The organism is Saccharothrix carnea, from assembly GCF_003014735.1.
GTDB classification, from domain to species: Bacteria; Actinomycetota; Actinomycetes; order Mycobacteriales; family Pseudonocardiaceae; genus Actinosynnema; species Actinosynnema carneum.
This window is the reverse complement of sequence record NZ_PYAX01000006.1, coordinates 17,075-36,817: the sequence shown is the minus strand read 5'-3', so window position 1 is coordinate 36,817 and position 19,743 is coordinate 17,075. Positions and strand designations below refer to the sequence as shown.

General features: G+C 71.8%; 16 protein-coding genes. 7 read left to right on the top strand and 9 right to left on the bottom strand.

Annotation, left to right across the window (positions count from 1 at the left end):
* Positions 1–16: 16 nt before the first annotated feature.
* Positions 17–424, top strand: coding sequence for a DoxX family protein (locus tag B0I31_RS18300; protein ID WP_106616619.1), 408 nt, complete (start codon positions 17–19; stop codon positions 422–424).
* A gap of 4 nt (positions 425–428) precedes the next feature.
* Here the strand turns inward: B0I31_RS18300 and B0I31_RS18295 are convergent, their stop codons facing one another.
* The 3 genes from B0I31_RS18295 to B0I31_RS18285 all read right to left on the bottom strand — a co-directional run bounded on the left by B0I31_RS18295 (position 429) and on the right by B0I31_RS18285 (position 4,122).
* Positions 429–1,124 carry a TIGR03089 family protein gene (locus tag B0I31_RS18295; RefSeq protein WP_106616618.1) on the bottom strand — a complete coding sequence of 232 codons (696 nt, stop codon included), beginning with the start codon at positions 1,122–1,124 and terminating at the stop codon, positions 429–431.
* Between the two features lie 192 nt (positions 1,125–1,316).
* Positions 1,317–2,504: an LCP family protein gene (locus B0I31_RS18290; RefSeq protein ID WP_106616617.1), complete on the bottom strand. Its 1,188-nt coding sequence runs from the start codon at positions 2,502–2,504 to the stop codon at positions 1,317–1,319.
* A gap of 85 nt (positions 2,505–2,589) precedes the next feature.
* Positions 2,590–4,122, bottom strand: coding sequence for an LCP family protein (locus tag B0I31_RS18285; protein ID WP_106616616.1), 1,533 nt, complete (start codon positions 4,120–4,122; stop codon positions 2,590–2,592).
* Between the two features lie 170 nt (positions 4,123–4,292).
* Here B0I31_RS18285 and rfbB point away from each other — a divergent pair, with 170 nt between their 5' ends.
* Positions 4,293–5,285 (top strand): dTDP-glucose 4,6-dehydratase, encoded by a 993-nt coding sequence (rfbB, locus tag B0I31_RS18280; RefSeq protein ID WP_106616615.1) that lies wholly within the window; start codon positions 4,293–4,295, stop codon positions 5,283–5,285.
* On the top strand, positions 5,285–6,178 hold the full coding sequence (gene rfbD, locus B0I31_RS18275; protein WP_106616614.1) for a dTDP-4-dehydrorhamnose reductase: 894 nt from the start codon (positions 5,285–5,287) through the stop codon (positions 6,176–6,178). Before rfbB ends, rfbD begins: the two co-directional genes overlap by 1 nt.
* 339 nt (positions 6,179–6,517) lie before the next feature.
* Here rfbD and B0I31_RS18270 read toward each other — a convergent pair whose 3' ends face one another.
* The 5 genes from B0I31_RS18270 to B0I31_RS18250 form a co-directional block, all read right to left on the bottom strand.
* Positions 6,518–6,958: an Imm1 family immunity protein gene (locus tag B0I31_RS18270; RefSeq protein WP_106616613.1), complete on the bottom strand. Its 441-nt coding sequence runs from the start codon at positions 6,956–6,958 to the stop codon at positions 6,518–6,520.
* A 385-nt stretch (positions 6,959–7,343) separates the two neighbouring features.
* Complete coding sequence (locus tag B0I31_RS18265) at positions 7,344–8,429, bottom strand: glycosyltransferase family 4 protein (RefSeq protein WP_245950062.1); 1,086 nt, start codon at positions 8,427–8,429, stop codon at positions 7,344–7,346.
* Complete coding sequence (locus B0I31_RS18260) at positions 8,422–10,914, bottom strand: glycosyltransferase (RefSeq protein ID WP_106616611.1); 2,493 nt, start codon at positions 10,912–10,914, stop codon at positions 8,422–8,424. Before B0I31_RS18260 ends, B0I31_RS18265 begins: the two co-directional genes overlap by 8 nt.
* 47 nt (positions 10,915–10,961) lie before the next feature.
* Positions 10,962–11,363 carry a CU044_2847 family protein gene (locus B0I31_RS18255; RefSeq protein WP_181320238.1) on the bottom strand — a complete coding sequence of 134 codons (402 nt, stop codon included), beginning with the start codon at positions 11,361–11,363 and terminating at the stop codon, positions 10,962–10,964.
* A 165-nt stretch (positions 11,364–11,528) separates the two neighbouring features.
* On the bottom strand, positions 11,529–12,443 hold the full coding sequence (locus B0I31_RS18250) for a glycosyltransferase family 2 protein (protein WP_245950143.1): 915 nt from the start codon (positions 12,441–12,443) through the stop codon (positions 11,529–11,531).
* 26 nt (positions 12,444–12,469) lie between these two features.
* On the opposite strand from B0I31_RS18250, the gene B0I31_RS18245 reads away from it, so the two are divergent.
* The 4 genes from B0I31_RS18245 to B0I31_RS18230 all read left to right on the top strand — a co-directional run bounded on the left by B0I31_RS18245 (position 12,470) and on the right by B0I31_RS18230 (position 18,855).
* Entirely contained in the window at positions 12,470–13,504 is a 1,035-nt protein-coding gene (locus B0I31_RS18245; protein WP_106616610.1) for a glycosyltransferase family 4 protein, read from the top strand.
* Positions 13,505–13,583: 79 nt separating this feature from the next.
* Entirely contained in the window at positions 13,584–14,711 is a 1,128-nt protein-coding gene (locus B0I31_RS18240) for a glycosyltransferase family 4 protein (protein ID WP_106616609.1), read from the top strand.
* A 63-nt stretch (positions 14,712–14,774) separates the two neighbouring features.
* Positions 14,775–15,626 (top strand): glycosyltransferase family 2 protein, encoded by an 852-nt coding sequence (locus B0I31_RS18235; RefSeq protein WP_106616608.1) that lies wholly within the window; start codon positions 14,775–14,777, stop codon positions 15,624–15,626.
* Between the two features lie 40 nt (positions 15,627–15,666).
* Positions 15,667–18,855 (top strand): NACHT domain-containing protein, encoded by a 3,189-nt coding sequence (locus B0I31_RS18230; RefSeq protein WP_106616607.1) that lies wholly within the window; start codon positions 15,667–15,669, stop codon positions 18,853–18,855.
* Here B0I31_RS18230 and B0I31_RS18225 read toward each other — a convergent pair.
* A complete protein-coding gene (locus tag B0I31_RS18225; RefSeq protein WP_106616606.1) occupies positions 18,840–19,730 on the bottom strand; it encodes a DNA-3-methyladenine glycosylase family protein in 891 nt (296 codons plus the stop codon). The genes B0I31_RS18230 and B0I31_RS18225 overlap by 16 nt on opposite strands.
* Positions 19,731–19,743: the final 13 nt, after the last annotated feature.

Sequence of the window (19,743 nt, the reverse complement as noted above, 5' to 3'; positions counted from 1 at the left end):
CCGAAGGGGAAACGCAATGCTCAAGGACGTGGCAGCGCTCATCGGCCGCATCGGCGTGGGGGTGGTCTTCATCGCGCACGGCTGGCAGAAGGTCGCCCAGTGGGGGCTCGACGGCACCGCCGCCGCGTTCGCGGGCATGGGCGTGCCGCTGCCGACGCTGTCCGCCTGGTTCGCCGCGATCGTCGAACTCGGCGGCGGCGCGCTGCTGGTCCTCGGCGCGGCGACGCCGGTGGTGGGCGTGCTGCTGGCGGCGAACATGCTCGGCGCGCTGTTCCTCGTGCACCTGCCGAACGGGCTGCTCGGCCAGGGCGGCTACGAGTTCGTCCTGGTGCTCGCGGTGGCCGCGATCGCGGTCGGGTTCAACGCCGGATCGCTGACCGTCGCGCGGCTGGCGAAGGGCAGGCAGGTCGGGCAGCCCGCCTAGGGGCTCAGCCGACCAGGTCCAGCGTCGTCTGCTCACTGGCGCGGCGCGCGGCCAGCAGGTCCGGTGCGGCGTTGCTGCACTGCACCAGCGAACCGCCGCCCGCCAGCACGGCCAGGAAACCGTTCAGCAGGCCGTCCGGCAGAGCCCACTCCACAGTGGACAGCACGCGGGACGTCGTGGTGATGCCCAACGTCGCCGCCCGCTGGTGCGCCTCCTCCACCACCTCGTCCACAGTGGACTTCAGCAGCGCGGGGGTGTGGCCGGCGACCGGCTCCCACGGCGCGAAGTCGTCGCCGAACACCCGCACGTCGTCGTTGTAGTCGACCGGCGCACCGCTGCCCAACCCCATGGGGTGCAACGACGCCACCGCCGTCACCAGCGCACCGGGCGCCTCGACGCCGGGCGCCACGACGGCCACCTTGGCACCGGTCGGGTCGTCGGTCACCGCCGCGCCGCACCACCACGCGCCCAGCAGCACGCCCGCCGTCTGCCAGTGCGCGGGCAGCAGCACGGCCACCGGGTCGCCGGGCTCGACGTCGTGCTCGTCACGCAGCCAGTTCGCCGTCTTGGCCGCCCAGTTCCGGATGGTGGCGCGGGACAGCTCGACCCGCGTACCCGCCGCGTCGTCGTAGTGCGTGATCAGGGGACGGCCGGGATTCGCCGCGAACAGGGGCGCGAACAGGGCATCCGTGACGGTCATGGGCCAACCTTGCCACGCCCCGCCGTGCCGCCGCCCATCGACCCGATCACCCGCGTGTCCTACGTTCCGGACCACCGTGTCCTACGTTCGGAACACCCGAGTTGAACACTCAGCACACGGCCCGCCGTCCTGAACGTCAACTCGGGGTACCGGAACGTAGGACACGCCCGTTCCGAACGTAGGACACCCGGGTCAGTCGATGCAGGGTGGGCCCGGTTGGGCGGCGGCACGGTGGCGCGGGCCGTCCAGGGAGAGCAGCGGGGTGGTGGCGAAGCGGTTGGTGGGTGTGGGCTCGGCGGCAGAGGTCGACGGGGGAGGTGGCGGGGTGGTCGGGTTCTCGCCCAGGAGCTGGGCGACGAAGGCCTTCACCTGGGCCGGGTCCACGGTGACGATGCTCTGGCCGCGGTCGTTGCGGGCGCCCACGCCGGTCACCGGGATGGTCGCGAACTCGAAGTTCCCGCCGGCCAGCCCGCGCGCCTGACCCGCGAACGTCGCCAGGTCCAGGTTCTCGTCCACCACGATCGACTTGCTCACCGCGTCCAGCAGCCCGGACAGCCGCGCCGGGTCGGCGAGCGTCCCCGCGGACAGCAGCTTCGACATCGCCGCCGACATGAACACCTGCTGCCGGGTGATCCGACCCAGGTCGCCGTTCGGGATGCCCTTGCGCTGCCGCACGAACGCCAACGCGTCACCACCGGAGATCGTCTGCACACCCGCCCGGAAGTTCGCGCCCGAGTCCGGGTCCGACGTGGCCTGCTTCAGGCACACCTCCACACCGCCGATCACCTCGGTGAGCAGGTAGAACCCGTACAGGTTGATCTCCGCGTAGTGGTCGACCCGCACGCCGGTCAGCTCCTGCACCACCTGCACCAGCGCCCGCCGCCCGGCCTGGTCGCCCGCCTTGGAGCGCTCGGTCAGGTCGGACACGCCCTCGGCCGCCAACCGCTCCATGGTGAAGAACTTCGTCAGCCCGTACGCCGAGTTGATCTTCTCCTCGCGCAGGCCCGGGATGGGCACGTAGGTGTCCCGCGGGATGGACACGGCGTGCGCCTTGCGGCCGTCGTGCGGCACGCGCATCACGATGATCGTGTCCGTGTTGAGCGTGTCCGTCGCCTCGGTGCGCAACTGGCGCAGCACGTGGTCCGGCAGCTGCACGCCCTGGGCGTCGGTCCGGCTGTCGCTGCCGACGAGCAGGATGTCGGTGGCGCCGTCGTTCGCGGGCGGCGCGTTCGGCACGTCGGACAACGCGGTCAGCACGTCCGTCGTGTTCACGCTCTCCTGCACGCGCTGCACCGTCGACCAGCCGTACCCGGCAGCCACCAGCACGGCCGCGGACAGCAACGCGATGAGCACGCGTCCGGCGATCACCGCAGCCTTCACCGGGGTCCTCCTACGAAATCGGGTGTCCGATCAGGCTAACCACCTTGGGCCGGTCGGACGTCCGGTTCGCCACGAGGCGGGTGCTTCAGTTGACGCAGACCACACCGTCGGCGGTGATCGGCGGGGTGGAACTGGTGGAGGGCGCGATCCTCGTGCCGGTGACGTCCACGGACGCCGGGTCGGTCCGGTCCGGCGGCGAGTAGTCGGCGCCGGCGTACACCTGCACCTGCCCTCCCGGCACGGAGTCGTCCTCGACGGCCTCGGCGTTACCGCCCAGGGCGTGGATCACCTTTTCGGCGCTCGCCCGTTCACCCGGTGCGTGCCGCACGACCGTCGTCTCGGCGTACGCCGCGGAGTCGGCCACACCGCGGCGGAACCCCTTCTCCACCAACGCGTCCAGCACACCGGCCGCCAACCGGTTCACCCCGGCGGCGTTGTAGACGTGCACGGTGATCGCCGAGTTCGGCGGCCCGGACGGGGTCGTGGTCGTGGTGGGCGCCTTCGACGTGCCCCGGTCGCCCGCCAGGCCCTCGATGAACTGCCGCACCTGCACCGGGTCGACCGGCAGCACGTTGCCGTCGCTCCACGTGTCCACGGGGTCGCCGACCGGGATGGTGCGGAACTGGATGTTGCCGCCGACCAGGCCCTGCATCTGCAGGGCGAACTCGGTGATGTTCCACCCCTCGCTGAGCACGACGGACTTCTTCACCGCCGTCACGAGCTGGTTGAGCTGGTCGAAGTCGGTCAGCGTGCCGGTGGACAGCACCTTGCGGGCCAGTGCGCCGATGAACACCTGCTGCCGCACGATCCGGTCCAGGTCACCGCCGGGCAGCCCGCCGCGCTGCCGCACGAACGACAGCGCCTTGGCGCCTTCGACGGTCTGCCGCCCGGCCGGGAAGTCGGCACCCGAGTCGCGGTCGCGGGTCGCCTGGTTCAGGCACACCTCGACGCCGCCGAGCGCCTTCGTGACCTCGTAGAAGCTGGCCAGGTTGACTTCGGCGTACCGGTCGACGGTCACCGAGCCGCCGGTGAGCCCCTCGATCGTCTTGATCAACGTCTTGCGGCCCGCCAGCGTCGACTCCAGCTCGATGCGCGCCTCGTCGGTCACGCCCCGCTCGCGCAGCTCCTGGGCCGTCTCGTTCTTCTGCCTGGCCAGCGCCGAGTTCAGCTTGTGCGTGCCGAACCCGTCGGCGATCTCCACGTAGGCGTCACGCGGGAACGAGATGGCCACCGCACGCGTGCCGTCCTGGGGGATGTGCACCAGGATCATCGTGTCGGTGTTCTGCGTGCCGTCCGCCACACCGCCGTTGAGCAGCGCCAGCACCTCGTCCGACAGCGGGTTGCCCTGCGCGTCGGTGCGGCTGTCGACGCCGACCAGCAGGATGTCGACCGCGCCGTCGAGCGGCGGGATGGCCACGCCGTTGTCGTCCCGGGTGACCGACGACGCGATGACGTCGGTGGTCGTGATGTCCTCGTCGATGTCGCTGAGGTAGTACCAGCCGTACCACGTGACGACGAGCACAGCCGCCGAAACCAGCGCCAGCAGTGAACGGGCGGTGAGCGCGAGGACACGAAGAGCAGCCGATCCACCGGCTGTTTCGGGCGGACTGGAGTCCACTGCCTGCCTCCCCCGTGCGCTCAGGCGTGCCTGTTCGAGATTAGTGGCGCGGAGGTGAACCGCGTCGCATATTCCTCTTATACGGGAGACGCTGTAACAACCAGGTGGGTTGCACAGACGGGCCTCGTGACAGACTGCGATGAGCAGCCGGCTTCAGGAGGGCACTGAGCATGCGGGTTCTGGTAACGGGTGGGGCCGGGTTCATCGGCTCGCACTACGTGCGGGAGATGGTGGGCGGCGCGTACCCGGCCTATGCCGACGCCGAGGTGGTGGTGCTGGACAAGCTCACCTACGCCGGCAACGAGGAGAACCTGGCGCCGGTCGCGGACGATCCGCGGCTGACCTTCGTCCGGGGCGACATCTGCGACCGCGAGCTGGTCGCCGACCTGATGAGTCGCACGGACGTGGTGGTGCACTTCGCCGCCGAGTCGCATGTGGACCGTTCGATCTCCGGTTCGGCCGACTTCGTGCTGACCAACGTGCTGGGCACCCAGACGCTGCTCCAGGGCGCGCTGGAGGCGGGCGTGGCGAAGTTCGTGCACGTCTCCACGGACGAGGTGTACGGCACGATCGACGAGGGTTCGTGGACCGAGGACCACATCCTGGAGCCGAACTCGCCGTACTCGGCGTCCAAGGCGTCGTCGGACCTGCTGGCCCGTTCGTTCTTCCGCACCCACGGGCTGCCGGTGTGCATCACGCGGTGCTCGAACAACTACGGTCCGTACCAGTTCCCCGAGAAGGTCATCCCGCTGTTCGTCACGAACCTGATCGACGGCCGGAAGGTGCCGCTGTACGGCGACGGGCTCAACGTCCGCGACTGGCTGCACGTGGACGACCACTGCCGCGGCATCCAGCTCGTGTTGGAGGGCGGTCGCGGCGGCGAGATCTACAACATCGGCGGCGGCACCGAGCTGACCAACCGCGAGCTGACCGAGCGCCTCCTGGAGGCCACGGACCGTGACTGGGACTCGTTCGTCGAGCCCGTCACCGACCGCAAGGGCCACGACCGGCGCTACTCGGTCGACATCACCAAGATCGCCACCGAGCTGGGTTACGCACCGCGGGTCGACTTCGCCGAGGGCCTGGCGGCGACCGTGCAGTGGTACCGGGACAACCGGTCGTGGTGGGAGCCGCTCAAGCAGCGCGCGACCCTCGCCGGCTGATGGCGCTCGCACTCCTGGTGCCCGGCGGCCGCGGCCAGCTCGGGCGGGACGTGGTGGCGGCGGCGCCCGAGGACGGTCTCGTGCACGCGCCGTCGTCGGCGGAGCTGGACCTGACCGACGCCTCCGCCGTGGCGGACGCGGTGGCCGTGTTCGCGTCCAGCGCGCGTGACGCGGGCTACCGGCCGGTGGTCGTGAACGCCGCGGCTTACACGGCCGTCGACGCGGCGGAGTCGGACGCCGACCGGGCGTTCGAGGTCAACGCGGTCGGCCCGGGACACCTGGCCACCAGCTGCCGCGAGCACAACGTCCCGCTGCTGCACGTGTCCACGGACTACGTGTTCCCCGGCGACGGCACACGGCCCTACGAGCCGTCCGACGAAACCGGCCCCCGTTCGGTCTACGGACGCACGAAGCTCGAAGGCGAACACCGCGTCCTGTCCACTTGGGACCGTTCCTGGATCGTCCGCACCGCCTGGGTCTACGGCGAGCACGGCAATAACTTCGTGAAGACCATGGCCCGCCTGGCGACCACCAACGAGACACTGTCCGTTGTGGACGACCAACTGGGCTCGCCGACGTGGTCGCTCGACCTGGCACACGGCCTGCTCGAACTGGCGGCCGCCGTGTCCTCCGGCGCCACCCCGCCCCGCGTCCTGCACGCCACCGGCGCCGGCGAGACCACCTGGCACGGCTTCGCCCGCGCCATCTTCACCGAACTGGGCCTGGACCCCAACCGCGTCCACCCCTGCACCACCGCCGACTTCCCCCGCCCCGCACCCCGCCCGGCCTACTCGGTTCTGTCCGGCAAGGCCTGGGCCGACGCAGGCCTGACCCCACTGCGGCACTGGCAAGAAGCCCTCTCCACCGCCATCACCACCCACGCCGTCCCTTAACCCCAACGCTCACGACCTGACAAAGTCTCGGACCCCATCGGCCCCACTGCGGGACCACATCGAACCCGCAGCGGAACCGCAAAAGGCCCGATTTTACATGGGGTTCGGGTGCTTTAGGCTGGTCGAATCCGGCAGGCCCGGCGGGACGCTCTTCCCCGCCGGGCCTGCCGGCTTTGGCCAGCCTGGAGTGCCCGTAAGGGGCCCCATGTCAAATCGAGCCTGCCCCAACCACCGAGCCGCCCCCAGACCACCGGACCCCGGACCACCGACCCCGAACGTCACAGAACGTAACCCGCGCGTCGACGCAAACGTTTGGGTGTCCCACCCAGCACCGACCGGCTAGGCAGCCTGCCACGTCACGCCCGTGGGCCGCTCGCCAGTGGCCAGGAACTCCTTCAACGCGTCCGCCAAAACCTCCACCGCCACCCCCGCGCCAGCCGGGTAGTCGACGTACTCGGAGCGGTACTCCGGGGACGCCGGGTCACCCGCCAACGTCGAGTAGTCGTGGTCCGGGTCCGCGTACGTGAGGTAGCCGTAGCCTCGGTGGATGGCGGCGGCGACGTCGTGGTCGGGGATCTTGGTGGTCCCCGGCGCTCCGAGCAGACCCTCGGTGTCGGTGATCAACGGTCGGTCCTGGTGCTCGATCACCGCCGGGCCCGCGCCGGGTTCGGCGAGGCGGCGCAGGAGGGTGTCGACGTCCTCCGGCGAATCGACGGTCATCTCGTCGGCCGCGTCGGCGTCTTGCTCGTCCGTGATCGGCCACACAGCCGTGAAGCTCATGGCCGGCATCATCGCAGTGGACGCGCTGAGTGACCACCCGAGGGGTCGGTTGCGCCGTTGGGGTGGAGTCGGATTATCGCACTGGTTTTGCGCTCAAGCAGTGCGAGAACCTTTCCGCCATGTCCGCGATCGGGCGATCCCCTGAAGCGACCGCGACCCGCCTGGAAGGCGAGCGTCAGCGGTTCTTGCGTCGCGTCTGTGCCGTGACGGGTTCACGGCAGATCTCGTGGAACGTCCTCAAGCCCGCCCGCACCGACCGGCAAACCGGGCACCCGTAACGAGGAGCCGCCCGCGTTGCCGGACAGACCTCCCGGACAGACCTCCTGGACAGGACTCCCGGAGAGGACTCCCGGTCACCGCCCCGCGGCCCGCCGACAGGCCCCGGTCACCGCCCGGCGGCCCGCCGGTAGGCCGACACCGTCAGCTCCGCCGTCCGGCGCCAGGTGAACCCCGCCGCGTGCGTCCGCCGTGCCACCTGGTCGGCGGGCGTGGGCGGTGCCTCGACGGCGTCGACCATGGCCGTCGCCAACGCCTCCACGTCATCCACCGGCACGTGCACCGCGTACCCATCGGCGACCTCGCGCAACGCCGCCACGTCCGTGCACACGACGGGCACGTTGCACGCCAACGCCTCCAGCACCGGCAGCCCGAACCCCTCGTCGCGCGACGGCAGCACCAACGCCGCCGCACCCGCCACGACACTCCGCAGGTCCACGTCGTTCAGGTACCCGGTCCGCATCACCCGGTCGTCGGAGCTGACCACGTGCGGCCCGGCCAGCACCAGCGGCGGCAACGACGGCCGGGCGGCGTGCGCGGTCAGCAACGTGCCGAGGCCCTTGCGCGGCCCACCCGCGCCCACGAACAGCAGGTACTCCGAGGGCAGGCCCAACCGGGCGCGCAGCGCGGGTGACGGCGGCCGGGCGGCGAACCACGCCGGGTCCACACCGAGCGGCGTCACCACGATCTTCGACTCGGGCACGCCGAGCCGGTCCATCACGACCTCGGCCACCGCGCGGGTCGGCGTGCACACGACGTCCGCCCGCGTCGCCGACTTCTGCACCAGTTCCGGCAGCCGCCGGTCCGAGGGCGGCAGGTCGCCGGGCGCGTCCAGGAACGCCAGGTCGTGGATGGTCGTCACGCCACCGGCCCGCAGCACGGGCGGCAGGATGAAGTTCGTCGCGTGCATGACGTCGGTCGGCCCGGCCAGGAACTCCACCGGCGGGAACGGCATCCGCAGCCAGAACTGCCGCAGCAGCCGCGCCGACACGGGCAGCCCGCGCGCCACCACGTCGTGCGGCAGCACGGTCCGCAGCGCACGCCACCCGCGCAGCGTGAACGCGACCGCGCGCACGTCGACCTCGTCCAGCATCGACGCCAGCTCCTCGGCCAACGCCGCCGTGTAGCGGCCGATCCCGGTCCGCTGCCCGAGCAGGGGGGTGCCGTCGATCAGCACCCGCAACGGCCTAGCCACGGCCGCGCAACTTCTTCAGCACCCGGCCGGTCGCCCGGCGGGCCACCTCACCGGCACCGCCGGCGGACATGTACTCCTTGACCAGCGCCACGTCCCGCTGCACCTTCTCCAGCTTGCCGAGCGGCCGGTTGCGCACCATGAACGACGAGCCGGGCAGCCGGTCGGCGGCGGGCCGCGGGTTGCGGCAGAAGTCGGTCAGCGGCGCGAGCACGTTCTCCCAGGTGAACCGCTCCCGCACGACCGCGATCCGGTCCACGCACGCGGCCGCGAAAGCGGTGTCGTACATGACCTTCTCCAACGCGTCGGCCAACGCGTCCGCGTCCTCGGACGGCACCACGACGCCCAGGCCCTCGCGCCGCACCAGGTCGGCGAACGAGTCGCCGTCCGTGGTCACGATCGGCAGCCCCGCCCACAGGTAGTCCAGCACCCGGGTCCGGAACGCGAACGTCGTCTCCACGTGCTCGTAGTGCGTGGTCACGCCCGCGTTCGCGTCGAGCAGCCAGTTCTGCCGGTCCTGGTAGGGCACCCACGTCTCGTTGAAGAACACGTGCGAGCCCACGAGGTCCAGCCGCTTGGCCAGCGCCCGGGTCTGCCCGGCGATGTCCATGTCCGGCACCTCGGGGTTCGGGTGCTTCATGCCCAGGAACACCAGCCGCGCGTCCGAGCGGCGGGTCCGCAGCCGGTCCATCGCGTGCAGCAGGGTCAGCGGGTCGAACCAGCTGTAGACGCCGCCCGCCCACAGCACGACCTTGTCCGACTCGCCGATGCCCAACGTCGAGCGCAGCCCCGGCCCGGTGCGCTGCGGCGGCTTGCCCGGCAGCCCGAACGGCGCCTCGGCCAGCAGCGAGCGCACGGTGGGGTCGTTGTCGTACAGCGAGGGCGTGAGCCTGCCCAGCGCGGTCAGGTGGCCGAGCCAGAAGTGCCGCTGCCGCTCCGACGCGCACAGGAAGAAGTCGCCGCGCGCCAACTGGTCGTTGAGCACCTTCGTGACGCCGACGAGGTCGAGCTCGCGCTGCTCGTCGGTCGCGTCCTTGCCCTGTTCGAGCAGTTCCAGGTGCATGGGGTCGTAGATGTCGCAGACGACGATCTTGGTGGACGTCGGCTTCTTCAGCTCCGGCACGAACTCCAGCGCGTGACCCTGCAGCACGACCACGTCGGCCCACTCGACCTGGGCGCCCAGGTCGCGCCGGGCCACCTTGAGCACCGGGAACGACGCCTCGGGCGGCGCGCACAGCGGGTTGACCGTGACCAGCCGGACCTCGTGCTCGCCGGACAGCACGTCGGCCATGTTCCAGGCCCGGATCGCGGGACCGGCCATCCGGTCGGCGATGGCGTCACCGGTGATCACCAGCACCCGGCGCGGCCGGCCGAACACCTCTTCCAGCCCGAACACCTCGACCAGCACGTCGTGCGCGGCCAGGTAGCGGGGCAGCGGGTAGGCGGGCTCCATCGCCTTGCGCATCAGCGGCACCAGGTCGGTGTCGGACACGCGGCGCGCGGCCTGCTCGGTCTTGCGCGACTCGGCCAGCGACGGCAGCAGCTCCACGAACTGGTCGATCGCGAGGAACCCGGCCAGCGCCTGCCGCGACACGGGCACGGGTGCGCGGTCGTCCTCGGGGTTCGCGGGACGGCGGGTGATCTCCAGCTGGGTGGCGTCCAGTTCGCCGCGCGCGGTGGCGCGGCGGACCACCAGGGCCAGCGCGGCGGGCAGCGCCTTGGCCAGCGTCTCGTCGGAGAAGTTCTTGTAGAGCGCGGCCAGGGCGTTGCGCTCCAACAGGTACAGCTCACGGCTGGTGTCCACAGAGGACATCGAGGCGTGGTGCTTGTGGTAGGTCAGGGACGTCGGCACGTACCGGACGCGCCAGCCGCGCAGGTTCATCCGCCAGCCGAGGTCGACGTCCTCGTAGAACATGAAGAACCGCTCGTCGAACCCGTCCAGCTCGCGGAACACCTCGGCCCGGACCACGAGCGCCGAGCCGGTGCCGAACAGCACGTCGCGCGGTGTGTCGTGGCTGCCGTCGTCGGGCTGCCCGGCGTGCCGCTTGTAGCCCATGCCGAACCAGGTGAGACCGGCGTCCACGAAGTCGATCTCGCGGCCGTCCCAGTCGAGGACCTTGCTCGCCACCGCGCCGACCGCGGGCTCGGTGCGCAGCACGGCCACCGCCTCGCGCAACCACCGCGGGTGAGGGCGGGCGTCGTTGTTGAGGAACGCGACCACCGACCCGCGCGCGGAGCGCACGCCCAGGTTGCAGCCGCCGGCGAAGCCCAGGTTCGCCGGCGCCTCGACCACCTCAGCCTGGGGCGCGGCGGCCCGGATGCGGTCCGCGCTGCCGTCGCCCGAGGCGTTCTCGACCACGATGACCTGCAGTTTTTCCGCCGGGTAGTCGAGGTCGCCGAACAGCGCGCGCAGGCAGGTGATGGTGTCGTCGGCGCCCCGGTAGTTGACCACGACCACCGAGACGTCAGGCAGGGTCCCTTGCTCCACGGGCTAACTCTGCCTCATCACGCTCCGCAGCGTGCGGTCAAGGTGTCCTACGCCTCCACTTCGGGCTCCCGGTCGGGCTTGGACTCGTTGTCCGCTGAGCCGGCCTCTTCTGGCGGGGCTTCGGTGGGCAGGCTGTCGCGGTGCCACTCGACGGTGATCTTGACGTGGGCCTCGGCGGAGGACTTCGCGATCGCCAGCGCGGCGCTGGAGCTGACCTTCAGGCCGATCTCCACGGCGACCTTGTCCGGTCGCGGCGACGGCATGCTGCCGATCTTCGCCGCCACCGACCGGGCCACCTTCTTCGCCCGCTCGATGCCGTTCTCCAACGTCTCCTCGGCGCGCTCCACCGGGTTCCAGCGGCCCGCGCGCACCGGGCCGTCGTACTCCTCGTCCAGCTCGAACGGCACCAGGTCGCCGTCCTCCGTGCGCACCTCGACGTACTCGGCCACCGAACTCCCCTTTCAGCAGACCGGGCCGTCGAACGACCCGGCAGGCGGTTCCTCGTCACCCTCGGACAGCCCGCTGCGCGTCACCACACCGCAGACGACGTCGCGCCACGCCGCCGGGTCACCGGACTACCCGGACCAGTGCCCGTTCGACCACCCCGTGCTCCCCTAACGGCCCGCCCACTCCCGCCACACCACGCGCCGGTCCACTGTCGCACGTCGGCCGATCTGCCACCGCTGGATCGCCGTGATCGGCAGCCTCGCCAGCACTTCCAGCAGCACTCGCAGCCGCAGCGGCACCTGGAAGTTGGCCGCATCGGGCGTGTCGCGCCGCAACGGGAGTAGTGCGGTGATCGCGGCGAACCTGGCCAGTTCCCGCAGGGCCGTGGCGAGGGGCGCGCAGCGCAGCAGCGTCAGCAAGCGGTTGCGCTCGTTCCAGCGGTGGAACAGCCGGGAGCCGGGGTTCGTGCTGGCGCCGTGCCGGTGGCGCACGCGGGCCGGGCCGACCGACAGCACGCGGTGACCGGCCAGCCGCAGCCGCCACGCCGTGTCGGTGTCCTCGTAGTAGCAGAAGAACGCCGCCGGGACACCGCCCACGCGCTCCAGCACCTCCCGGCGCAGCAGTGCCGCGCCGCCGCAGAACCCGAACACGTCGCGACCGGCCAGCACCAGGTCGGCGCCGTGTCCGTCGGCGGTGAGCCGGACGCCCACCGACTGCGTCGAACCGTCCGCCAGCAGCAGTGACGACGTCGCGGCGGCCGCGTCCGGTGCGGTGTCCAGGGCGTCTTCGAGGGCCGCGAGCCAGCCGTCGTCGGGCGCCGCGTCGTCGTTGAGCCAGGCCACGTACTCCGTGGTGATCCTCGGCAACGCCGCCGCCAGCCCACCGGCGTAACCGCGGTTGACCGGCAGGCGCAGGGTCTCCGGCCGGCTCGGGTGCGCCGCGATCAACTCGGCGGTGCCGTCGTCGGAGGCGTTGTCCACCACGAGCGTCCGATGTGGACTCTGCCGGGCGAGGGCGTCGAGGCACGCGGTGATGTGCTCCCGCCCACGCCACGTCACCACGACCACCGTCGTGCTGGGGATCGACACGGCGTGAGACGGTACGCGACGTGCCCGACCTCGTTGTGCTGACCGAGCAGTTGCTGGCGCCGGTGCCCGGTGGCACCGGCCGGTACACGCGGGAGCTGGCTGGCGCGTTGGCCGCCACCGCGCCCGCCGGGTGGACCGTGACCGGGGTGGTGAGCAGGCACGCGGACGTGTCGGCGGCCGTGATCCCGGGTGTTCGGGGGCCGCGCGTGCTGCCGTTGCCCCGGCGTGCGCTGATCGCCGCGTGGGAGCGGGGTGTGCCGTACTGGCCGGGCGGTGATTCGGTGCACGCCTTCACGCCGTTCGCGCCGCCGCGCGGGCGGGTGGTGGTGACCGTGCACGACACCGTGCCGTGGACGCACCCGTCGACGTTGACGCCGCGCGGGGTCGCCTGGCACCAGCGGGTGATCAGCCGGGCGGTGGCGCGGGCGGGTGCGATCGTGGTGCCGACGTCCGTGGTGGCCGACGAGCTGCGGCGGTACGCGCCCGGACCGGTGCCCGTCCACGTGGTGGGAAACGGGGTGACGGCGTTCCCGGCGGAGGAGCCGGTGGACGTGCCCGACCGGTACGTCCTGGCGATCGGCACCATCGAGCCGCGCAAGGGCTTCGGCCTGCTGACGGAGGCGACGGCGGAGCTGGGTGTGCCGCTGGTCGTGGTCGGGCCGCAAGGCTGGGGAGGGGTGGACCTGCGTGCGCCGCACGTCCACCTGTTGGGACGGCTGAGCGACGCGCAGTTGGCGTTTGTCCTGCGGCGGGCAGCGGTGCTGGCCGCGCCGAGCCTGGCCGAGGGGTTCGGGCTGCCGGTGGTGGAGGCGATGGCGGCCGGGGTGCCGGTGGTCCACTCGGACGCGCCCGCGTTGGTGGAGGTGGCGGGCGGCGCGGGCGTCACGGTGGCGCGAGGCGACCGCGCGGCGCTGGTCGCGGGGCTGCGCTCGGTGCTGTCCGATTCGTCACTCGCCGACCGCTTGACCGGCACCGGGCGGACCCGAGCCGAGGCGTTCACCTGGGAAAACGCCGCGCGCTCGGTGTGGGCCATCCATCTCGGCCTGTTCAGTTGACGAACAGTTTGCGTCATTCCCGGTCAACCTGTCGGCAGCCCGCCGTACCCTTCACCGCGTGTCACCCGTCGAGCCCAGCGTGCTGATCGACGCCACCGCCGTCCCAGCCGACCGAGGTGGTGTCGGGCGGTACGTGGATTCCCTGGTGGCCGCGCTGGACGCGGACGGTGCCCGGCTCAGCGTGGTGTGCCAACCCCGCGATGCCGAGCTCTACACGTCCCTCGCCCCGCGCACGCGCGTCATCCCGGCGGCCGACGCGGTGGCGACCAGGACCGCCCGGCTGACCTGGGAGCAGACGACCCTGCCGCGGCTGGCGAACCGGCTCGGCGTGGCGGTCGTGCACTCGCCGCACTACACCGTGCCGCTGGCGAACCGGGTGGCGTCGGTGGTGACGCTGCACGACGCGACCTTCTTCACCGACGCGGTGCTGCACTCGTCGGTCAAAGCGCGCTTCTTCCGCGCCTGGACCAGGGCTTCGCTGCGGCGGGCGGCGCTGTGCGTGGTGCCGTCCCGGGCGACCGCCGACGAGCTGGCCCGGGTGGCGGGCGCGGACCGGCGGCTGCTGCACATCGCCCAGCACGGCGTGGAGACCGAGCGGTTCCACCCGCCGACCCCCGAGGACGTGGCCGCGGTCCGGCGCAGGCTGTCCCTCGGTGACACGCCCTACGTGGCGTTCCTCGGCGCGCTGGAGCCGCGCAAGAACGTCCCGGCGTTGATCCGCGGGTTCGCGCAGGCGGTCCGCGACCGGCGCGACCCGCCCGCGCTCGTGCTCGCCGGCCAGCCCGGCTGGGACAGCCAGGTGGAACGCGCGCTGGACGCCGTGCCGCACCGGGTGCGCGTGATCCGGGCCGGTTACCTGCCGTTCTCGTCGCTGGCCGGTTTCCTCGGCGGTGCCGAGGTGGTGGCCTACCCGTCGCTCGGCGAGGGGTTCGGGCTGCCGGTGCTGGAGGCGATGGCGTGCGGCGCGGCCGTGCTCACGACCCGGCGGTTGAGCCTGCCCGAGGTGGGCGGCGACGCGGTGGCGTACTGCGGTGTCGGCGCGGGTGACATCGCGGCGGCGTTGAGCGAGCTGCTGGACGACCCGGCCCGGCGGGCCGAACTGGCCGCGGCGGCGGTCGTGCGGGCGAAGGACTTCTCCTGGTCCACGTCGGCCGCCCGGCACCGGCTGGCCTACGAACGCGCGGCCCGCACGTACCGGCTGCGTTGAGCCGTTCGGCCGTTCCGGGGCACGCCGTCGTGCGCCACACGCGTCACCACTAGGGTTGCCGGCGTGACGCGTTACGGAGACGAGCTGGCGGTGGTGACCGTCACCTACTCGCCCGGTGAGACCTTGGACACCTTCCTGTCCACGCTGTCCGCGGCGACCACCCGGCCGGTGTCGGTGGTGCTGGCGGACAACGGTTCCACCGATGGCGTGCCCGAACGCGCCGCCGCCGAGCACCCGCACGTGACGTTCCTGCCCACCGGGGGCAACCTCGGCTACGGCGCAGGCGCGAACCGCGGCGTCGCCTCGCTGCCCGACTCGGTCGGCTGGGTCGTGGTCGCCAACCCCGACCTGTCCTGGGGCGTGGGCAGCCTGGACAAGCTGCTGGAAGCGGCCAAGCGGTGGCCGCGCGGCGGGGCGTTCGGACCGCTGATCCGCGAACCGTCCGGCGCGGTGTACCCCTCGGCACGGCTGCTGCCGTCGTTGGGGCGCGGGGTGGGGCACGCGCTGTTCGCGGTCGTGTGGCCGGGCAACCCGTGGTCGCGGGAGTACCGGCAGGCCGCGGCGGCGCCGGAGGAGCGCACCGCCGGGTGGCTGTCGGGCTCGTGCCTGCTGATGCGCCGGGAGGCGTTCGACTCGGTCGACGGCTTCGACCCCCGGTACTTCATGTACTTCGAGGACGTGGACCTGGGCGACCGCCTCGGCCGCGCCGGCTGGCTGAACGTCTACGTGCCCGAGGCGGAGGTCGTGCACATCGGCGGCCACTCCACCCAGCGCGCGTCGAAGCGGATGCTCGCCGCCCACCACTCCAGCGCCTACCGCTACCTCGCCGACCGCCACCGCGGCCCGTTGTGGGCGCCGTTGATGTTGGCCGTGCGCGCGGGCCTGGCCCTGCGGCTTCGCCTCATGACCCGCTGACTGCGCCCTGCCGCGGGCCGTTGCCGTGGATGATGTCCCGATGCGCGGCTCCTTCTCCTACCGCGACGCGGTCAAACTGCTGGGCGGCGACACCGGTCTGGTGAAGCTCGTGGACCACGCCTCGGCGGCGGCGGTGCTGGCCACGGGCGGGATCGACCTGCTCGACGCCCGCACCGAGGTGGTGCGGGTGGGCAAGCAGGTGCTGTCGTTCGTGCGCGAGCGCGTCACCGGCCTGCACCGCGTCGAACGGACCCGATTACTCGAAGCCGCCCACAGCATCCTGGTGATCACCGCGTTCTTCGAGACCCTGGACGACATCGGCCTGCCGTTCCAGCTCAAGATCAGCGCGGGCGAGCAGTTGGCGCTGGCCGGCGCGGACCGGCCGATGTCGATGCGCAAGTCGACCGTCGTCCTCGCGTTGTTGGACACCCCGAGCCCGCTGCCGAGCCCTGAAACAGCACCCGACGCCGTCTCCACCGCGCTCTGGGACCACTACCGGAACCTGGTCGAGACCGTCATCGGCTTCCTCAGCGGTTTCGCCGCTTGGCAGGACCTGACCGGTGACGCGCGTGAGCGGTTCGTGATGGCCTGCGACGAGGCGCCGGGCCGGGCCGTGGAGCACTACCAGGCGCTGTACCGCCGCCTGTCGGTCGACTGCCCGGAGTTCGCGGTGTGGACCACCGGGATCGAGCACGCCGCCACCCGGACCGAGGTCCGCACGGGCCTCGCGGACCTGCGTGCCTTCCTGGAGCCGCTCGTCGGCGCCCAGCCACCCGACGACCGCCGTGATGCCCTGGCCCGGAGCCACCGCGCGGTGCTGGGCCGTCCGATCGTGGAGGGCGACGTCCCCTCTGGCCTGGTCCTGCCGACGTTGGCGCAGGCGTACGTGTCGCCGCGCTTCAAGGTGGTCGACGCGGACCAGTCCGCCGACGTGAGCCGGGACGAGTGGTGGTCCGCCGAGCCGGTCCGCGCCGACCTGGACGACTACCTCGCCGGCTACCTCACCTCCTCCGCGGCCACCACCGCGCCACTGGTCGTGCTGGGTCAACCGGGGGCGGGCAAGTCGCTGCTGACGAAGATCCTGGCCGCCCAGCTGCCGCCGGAGGACTTCCTGCCGATCCGGGTCGTGCTGCGGGACGTGCCGGCCGACGCGAGCCTGCAGGAACAGGTCGAGGACGCCATCACCCGGGCGACCGGTGAGCGGCTGACCTGGCCTGAACTCGCCCGTGCGGCGGCGCCCGCCGTCCCCGTCGTCCTGCTGGACGGTTTCGACGAACTGCTCCAGGCCACCGGCACGAGCAAGTCCGACTACCTGGCGCGGATCCGCGAGTTCCAGCAGCGCGAGGTCGATCAGGAGCGTGCGGTGATCTTCGTCGTGACCAGCCGCACGGCGGTGGCGAACCGGGCCCGGTTCGCCGGTCCGACCAAGGTGCTGAAGCTGGAGCCGTTCGGCCACGACCAGGTGCGCCGCTGGCTCGACGTGTGGAACACCGCCAACCCGCGCGCCGTCCTGGCACCGGACGTGGCGCTCCGCTTCGAGGACCTGGCCGGCCAGCCGTTGCTGCTGTTCATGCTGGCGCTCTACAACGCGGACGGGAACGCGCTGCACAACGAGGGCGCGGGACTGGCGACGGCCACGCTGTACGAGCAGCTGCTGACCGGGTTCGCCCGCCGCGAGGTCGACAAGAGCCTCCGTGACGCGATGGACGACCAAGTCGACCAGGCCGTGGAGGAGGAACTGGTCAGGCTGTCCGTGGTGGCGTTCGCGATGTTCAACCGCGGCGTGCAGTGGATCGACGAGACTGAGCTGGACGACGACCTGAACGCCCTCCTGCCCGGTGGCTCGCGTAACGGCCCGGACCGCCGCCTCCGGCTCAGCTCGGCCCAGTTGGCGGTCGGCCGGTTCTTCTTCGTCCACGCGGCCCGTGCCGCCCACGACAGCCGCGTCCTGCAGACCTACGAATTCCTGCACGCGACGTTCGGCGAGTTCCTGGTCGCCCGCCTGGTGCACCGCGTCTCGTTGGACGTGCTCGCTCAGGAACGCGCCGCCAAGTCGCGCTACGGGCGTCAGGGGACCGACGCGGGCTGGCTGGAACCGGTGCTGTCCTTCGCCCCACTGACCACCCGCAGCCCCGTGATCTCGTTCCTGGACCAGCTGTTCCGCGAGACCCCCGACGCCGACCGCACCGCGCTGCACGAACTGTTCACCGCACTCGTGGACCCCGCTCAACACCGGCAACCGGGCGCCGACCACCCCGACTACCTGCCGCGCTCGCTGACGATCGCGGGGCGCATCGCGGCTTACACGGCGAACCTGGTCACGCTCGCCGTCGTGGCGGGTGGCGGATACGCCGTATCCGGCTTCATCCGATCGAAGTGGCAAGCCCTGACCCTGCTGTGGCAGTCGCAGCTGGACGAGGAGGAATGGGACAGCGTCACCCGGGTGCTGACGGTCGCACCTTCGCCCGACGCATCGGTCGTGCTGCGGAGGACGCTGGAGCCCTCACCGGTCGACGTGGAGTGGTTGGCGGACTCATCCGCCGACATGAGGTACCTGCCGAACTACCTCGATGAAGTCCGCAGGTGGGAGGCGCTCCGCACGTCGTGGCGCGAGGGATTGCTGCTGCACAACATCGAGCCCCTTTTCCCGGACCTGATGGCCGCGTCGACCGTGCTCGTGCGGCACGAAGGGCGGTTCGTCACCCTTTGGCACCTGCTGCTGACCGTCTTGACTTCGGGTTCCCCGCCTCGACGGTTGGCGGCCTACACGTCGGGCGTGAAGGCGTTGAAGGCAGGTGCGCGGGTGGGCGGGCATTACTGGGCGCTGTACTTCGACGCCCTGGCCAAGGACCCGGCGGCCTCGCGCGCGTTGCTCGAAGAAGTCGTCTCACTCGGAGTCGGCAGCGAGGCCGAGGACGAACCGCTGATCAGGTGCGCGTTGCGGCTGCTGGGTGACACCGGCGAGCCGCACGGTGAAGCTGTCGACCTGCTCGACCAGCTCTTCGCGGAGCGGGATATCCGCGAACTCCTGCCGCACACCGTGGTCGAGGCGCTGATTTGCCTCATCGAACTCGGCATCGACCGCCGGCCCGTTCGCGCTTTCCAGGACGTGCCGAAGCTGCTGGAGGCCCTCGAACTCGACGTCGTCGCGCGAACCGACCGGCACCTGCACGTCCGTCTCCGGCGGGCGTTGGAGTCGATCGGGCTCGGCGATCACATGGCGCGGTAGTCGCGGGGGGAGAAGCGGGGGCCTCGGCGGGGTTTGGTGACGCCCGAGGCGAGGATGTAGCGGACGGCGCGGTGGCGTTGGGGGGCGTAGGGGGCCAGGAGCTCGGCCATTCGATCATCGTCCACGGCCTGTCCGACCAACGCCCAGCCGACGATGCCGGCCAGGTGGTAGTCGCCGAAGCTGACCGCGTCCGGGTCGCCCCAGGCCCGTTGCGCGACCTCGGCCGCCGTCCACACGCCGATGCCGGGCACCTTCCGGAGCAGGGTGCGGCCGTCCTCGCCGCCCAGCTCCGCCGCGCGTTCCAGGCGGTGTGCCACCTGGGCCGCCGCGATCAGGGCACGGCGACGGCCACCGTCGACACCCGCCTTGTGCCACTCCCAGTCCGTGACGCCCAGGATCGCCCGGGGTGTCGGTGGCACGACCAGGTCAGGCACGCCCGGCGCCGGCGTGCCGAACCGCCGTGCCAGCTCCCGGTACGAGCGGAACGCCTCGGTGCCCGTCACCTTCTGCTCCAGGATCGCGGGCAGCAGCGAGTCCCACACGCGGCCCGTCGTGCCGAGCCTGATGCCCGGACGCCGCCGCCTCGTCTCCGCGACCAGCGGGTGGTGGCACTCGAACGCCGAGTCGTCGTCCCCGGCGCCCAGCAACGCGGGCAGGCCGTCCAGCAGCCACTGCGCGCCGTCGCCCCACGCGTCCGCCTCCACCACGTCGGCGCGGCGGACGCGCAGGGTGCCCGGACCCGCCGGGGTGTTGGCCGCGAGCCACACCCCGGCGTCGTCCACGCGGAACGTCGGATCGCCCGGACCCCGCCGCAACGGCATCAGCAGCGCGCCGAAGTCCAGCGGGAACGTCGGCGCCCACGTCCTAGAGAGCATCACTGACCATCAG

Excerpts from the sequence above, each read along its gene's own strand:
- rfbB (WP_106616615.1), top strand. The coding sequence starts at position 4,293 with ATGCGGGTTCTGGTAACGGGTGGGGCCGGGTTCATCGGCTCGCACTAC.
- B0I31_RS18270 (WP_106616613.1), bottom strand. The coding sequence starts at position 6,958 with ATGAGCTTCACGGCTGTGTGGCCGATCACGGACGAGCAAGACGCCGAC.
- B0I31_RS18295 (WP_106616618.1), bottom strand. The coding sequence starts at position 1,124 with ATGACCGTCACGGATGCCCTGTTCGCGCCCCTGTTCGCGGCGAATCCC.
- B0I31_RS18225 (WP_106616606.1), bottom strand. The coding sequence starts at position 19,730 with ATGCTCTCTAGGACGTGGGCGCCGACGTTCCCGCTGGACTTCGGCGCG.
- B0I31_RS18300 (WP_106616619.1), top strand. The coding sequence starts at position 17 with ATGCTCAAGGACGTGGCAGCGCTCATCGGCCGCATCGGCGTGGGGGTG.
- B0I31_RS18230 (WP_106616607.1), top strand. The coding sequence starts at position 15,667 with ATGCGCGGCTCCTTCTCCTACCGCGACGCGGTCAAACTGCTGGGCGGC.
- rfbD (WP_106616614.1), top strand. The coding sequence starts at position 5,285 with ATGGCGCTCGCACTCCTGGTGCCCGGCGGCCGCGGCCAGCTCGGGCGG.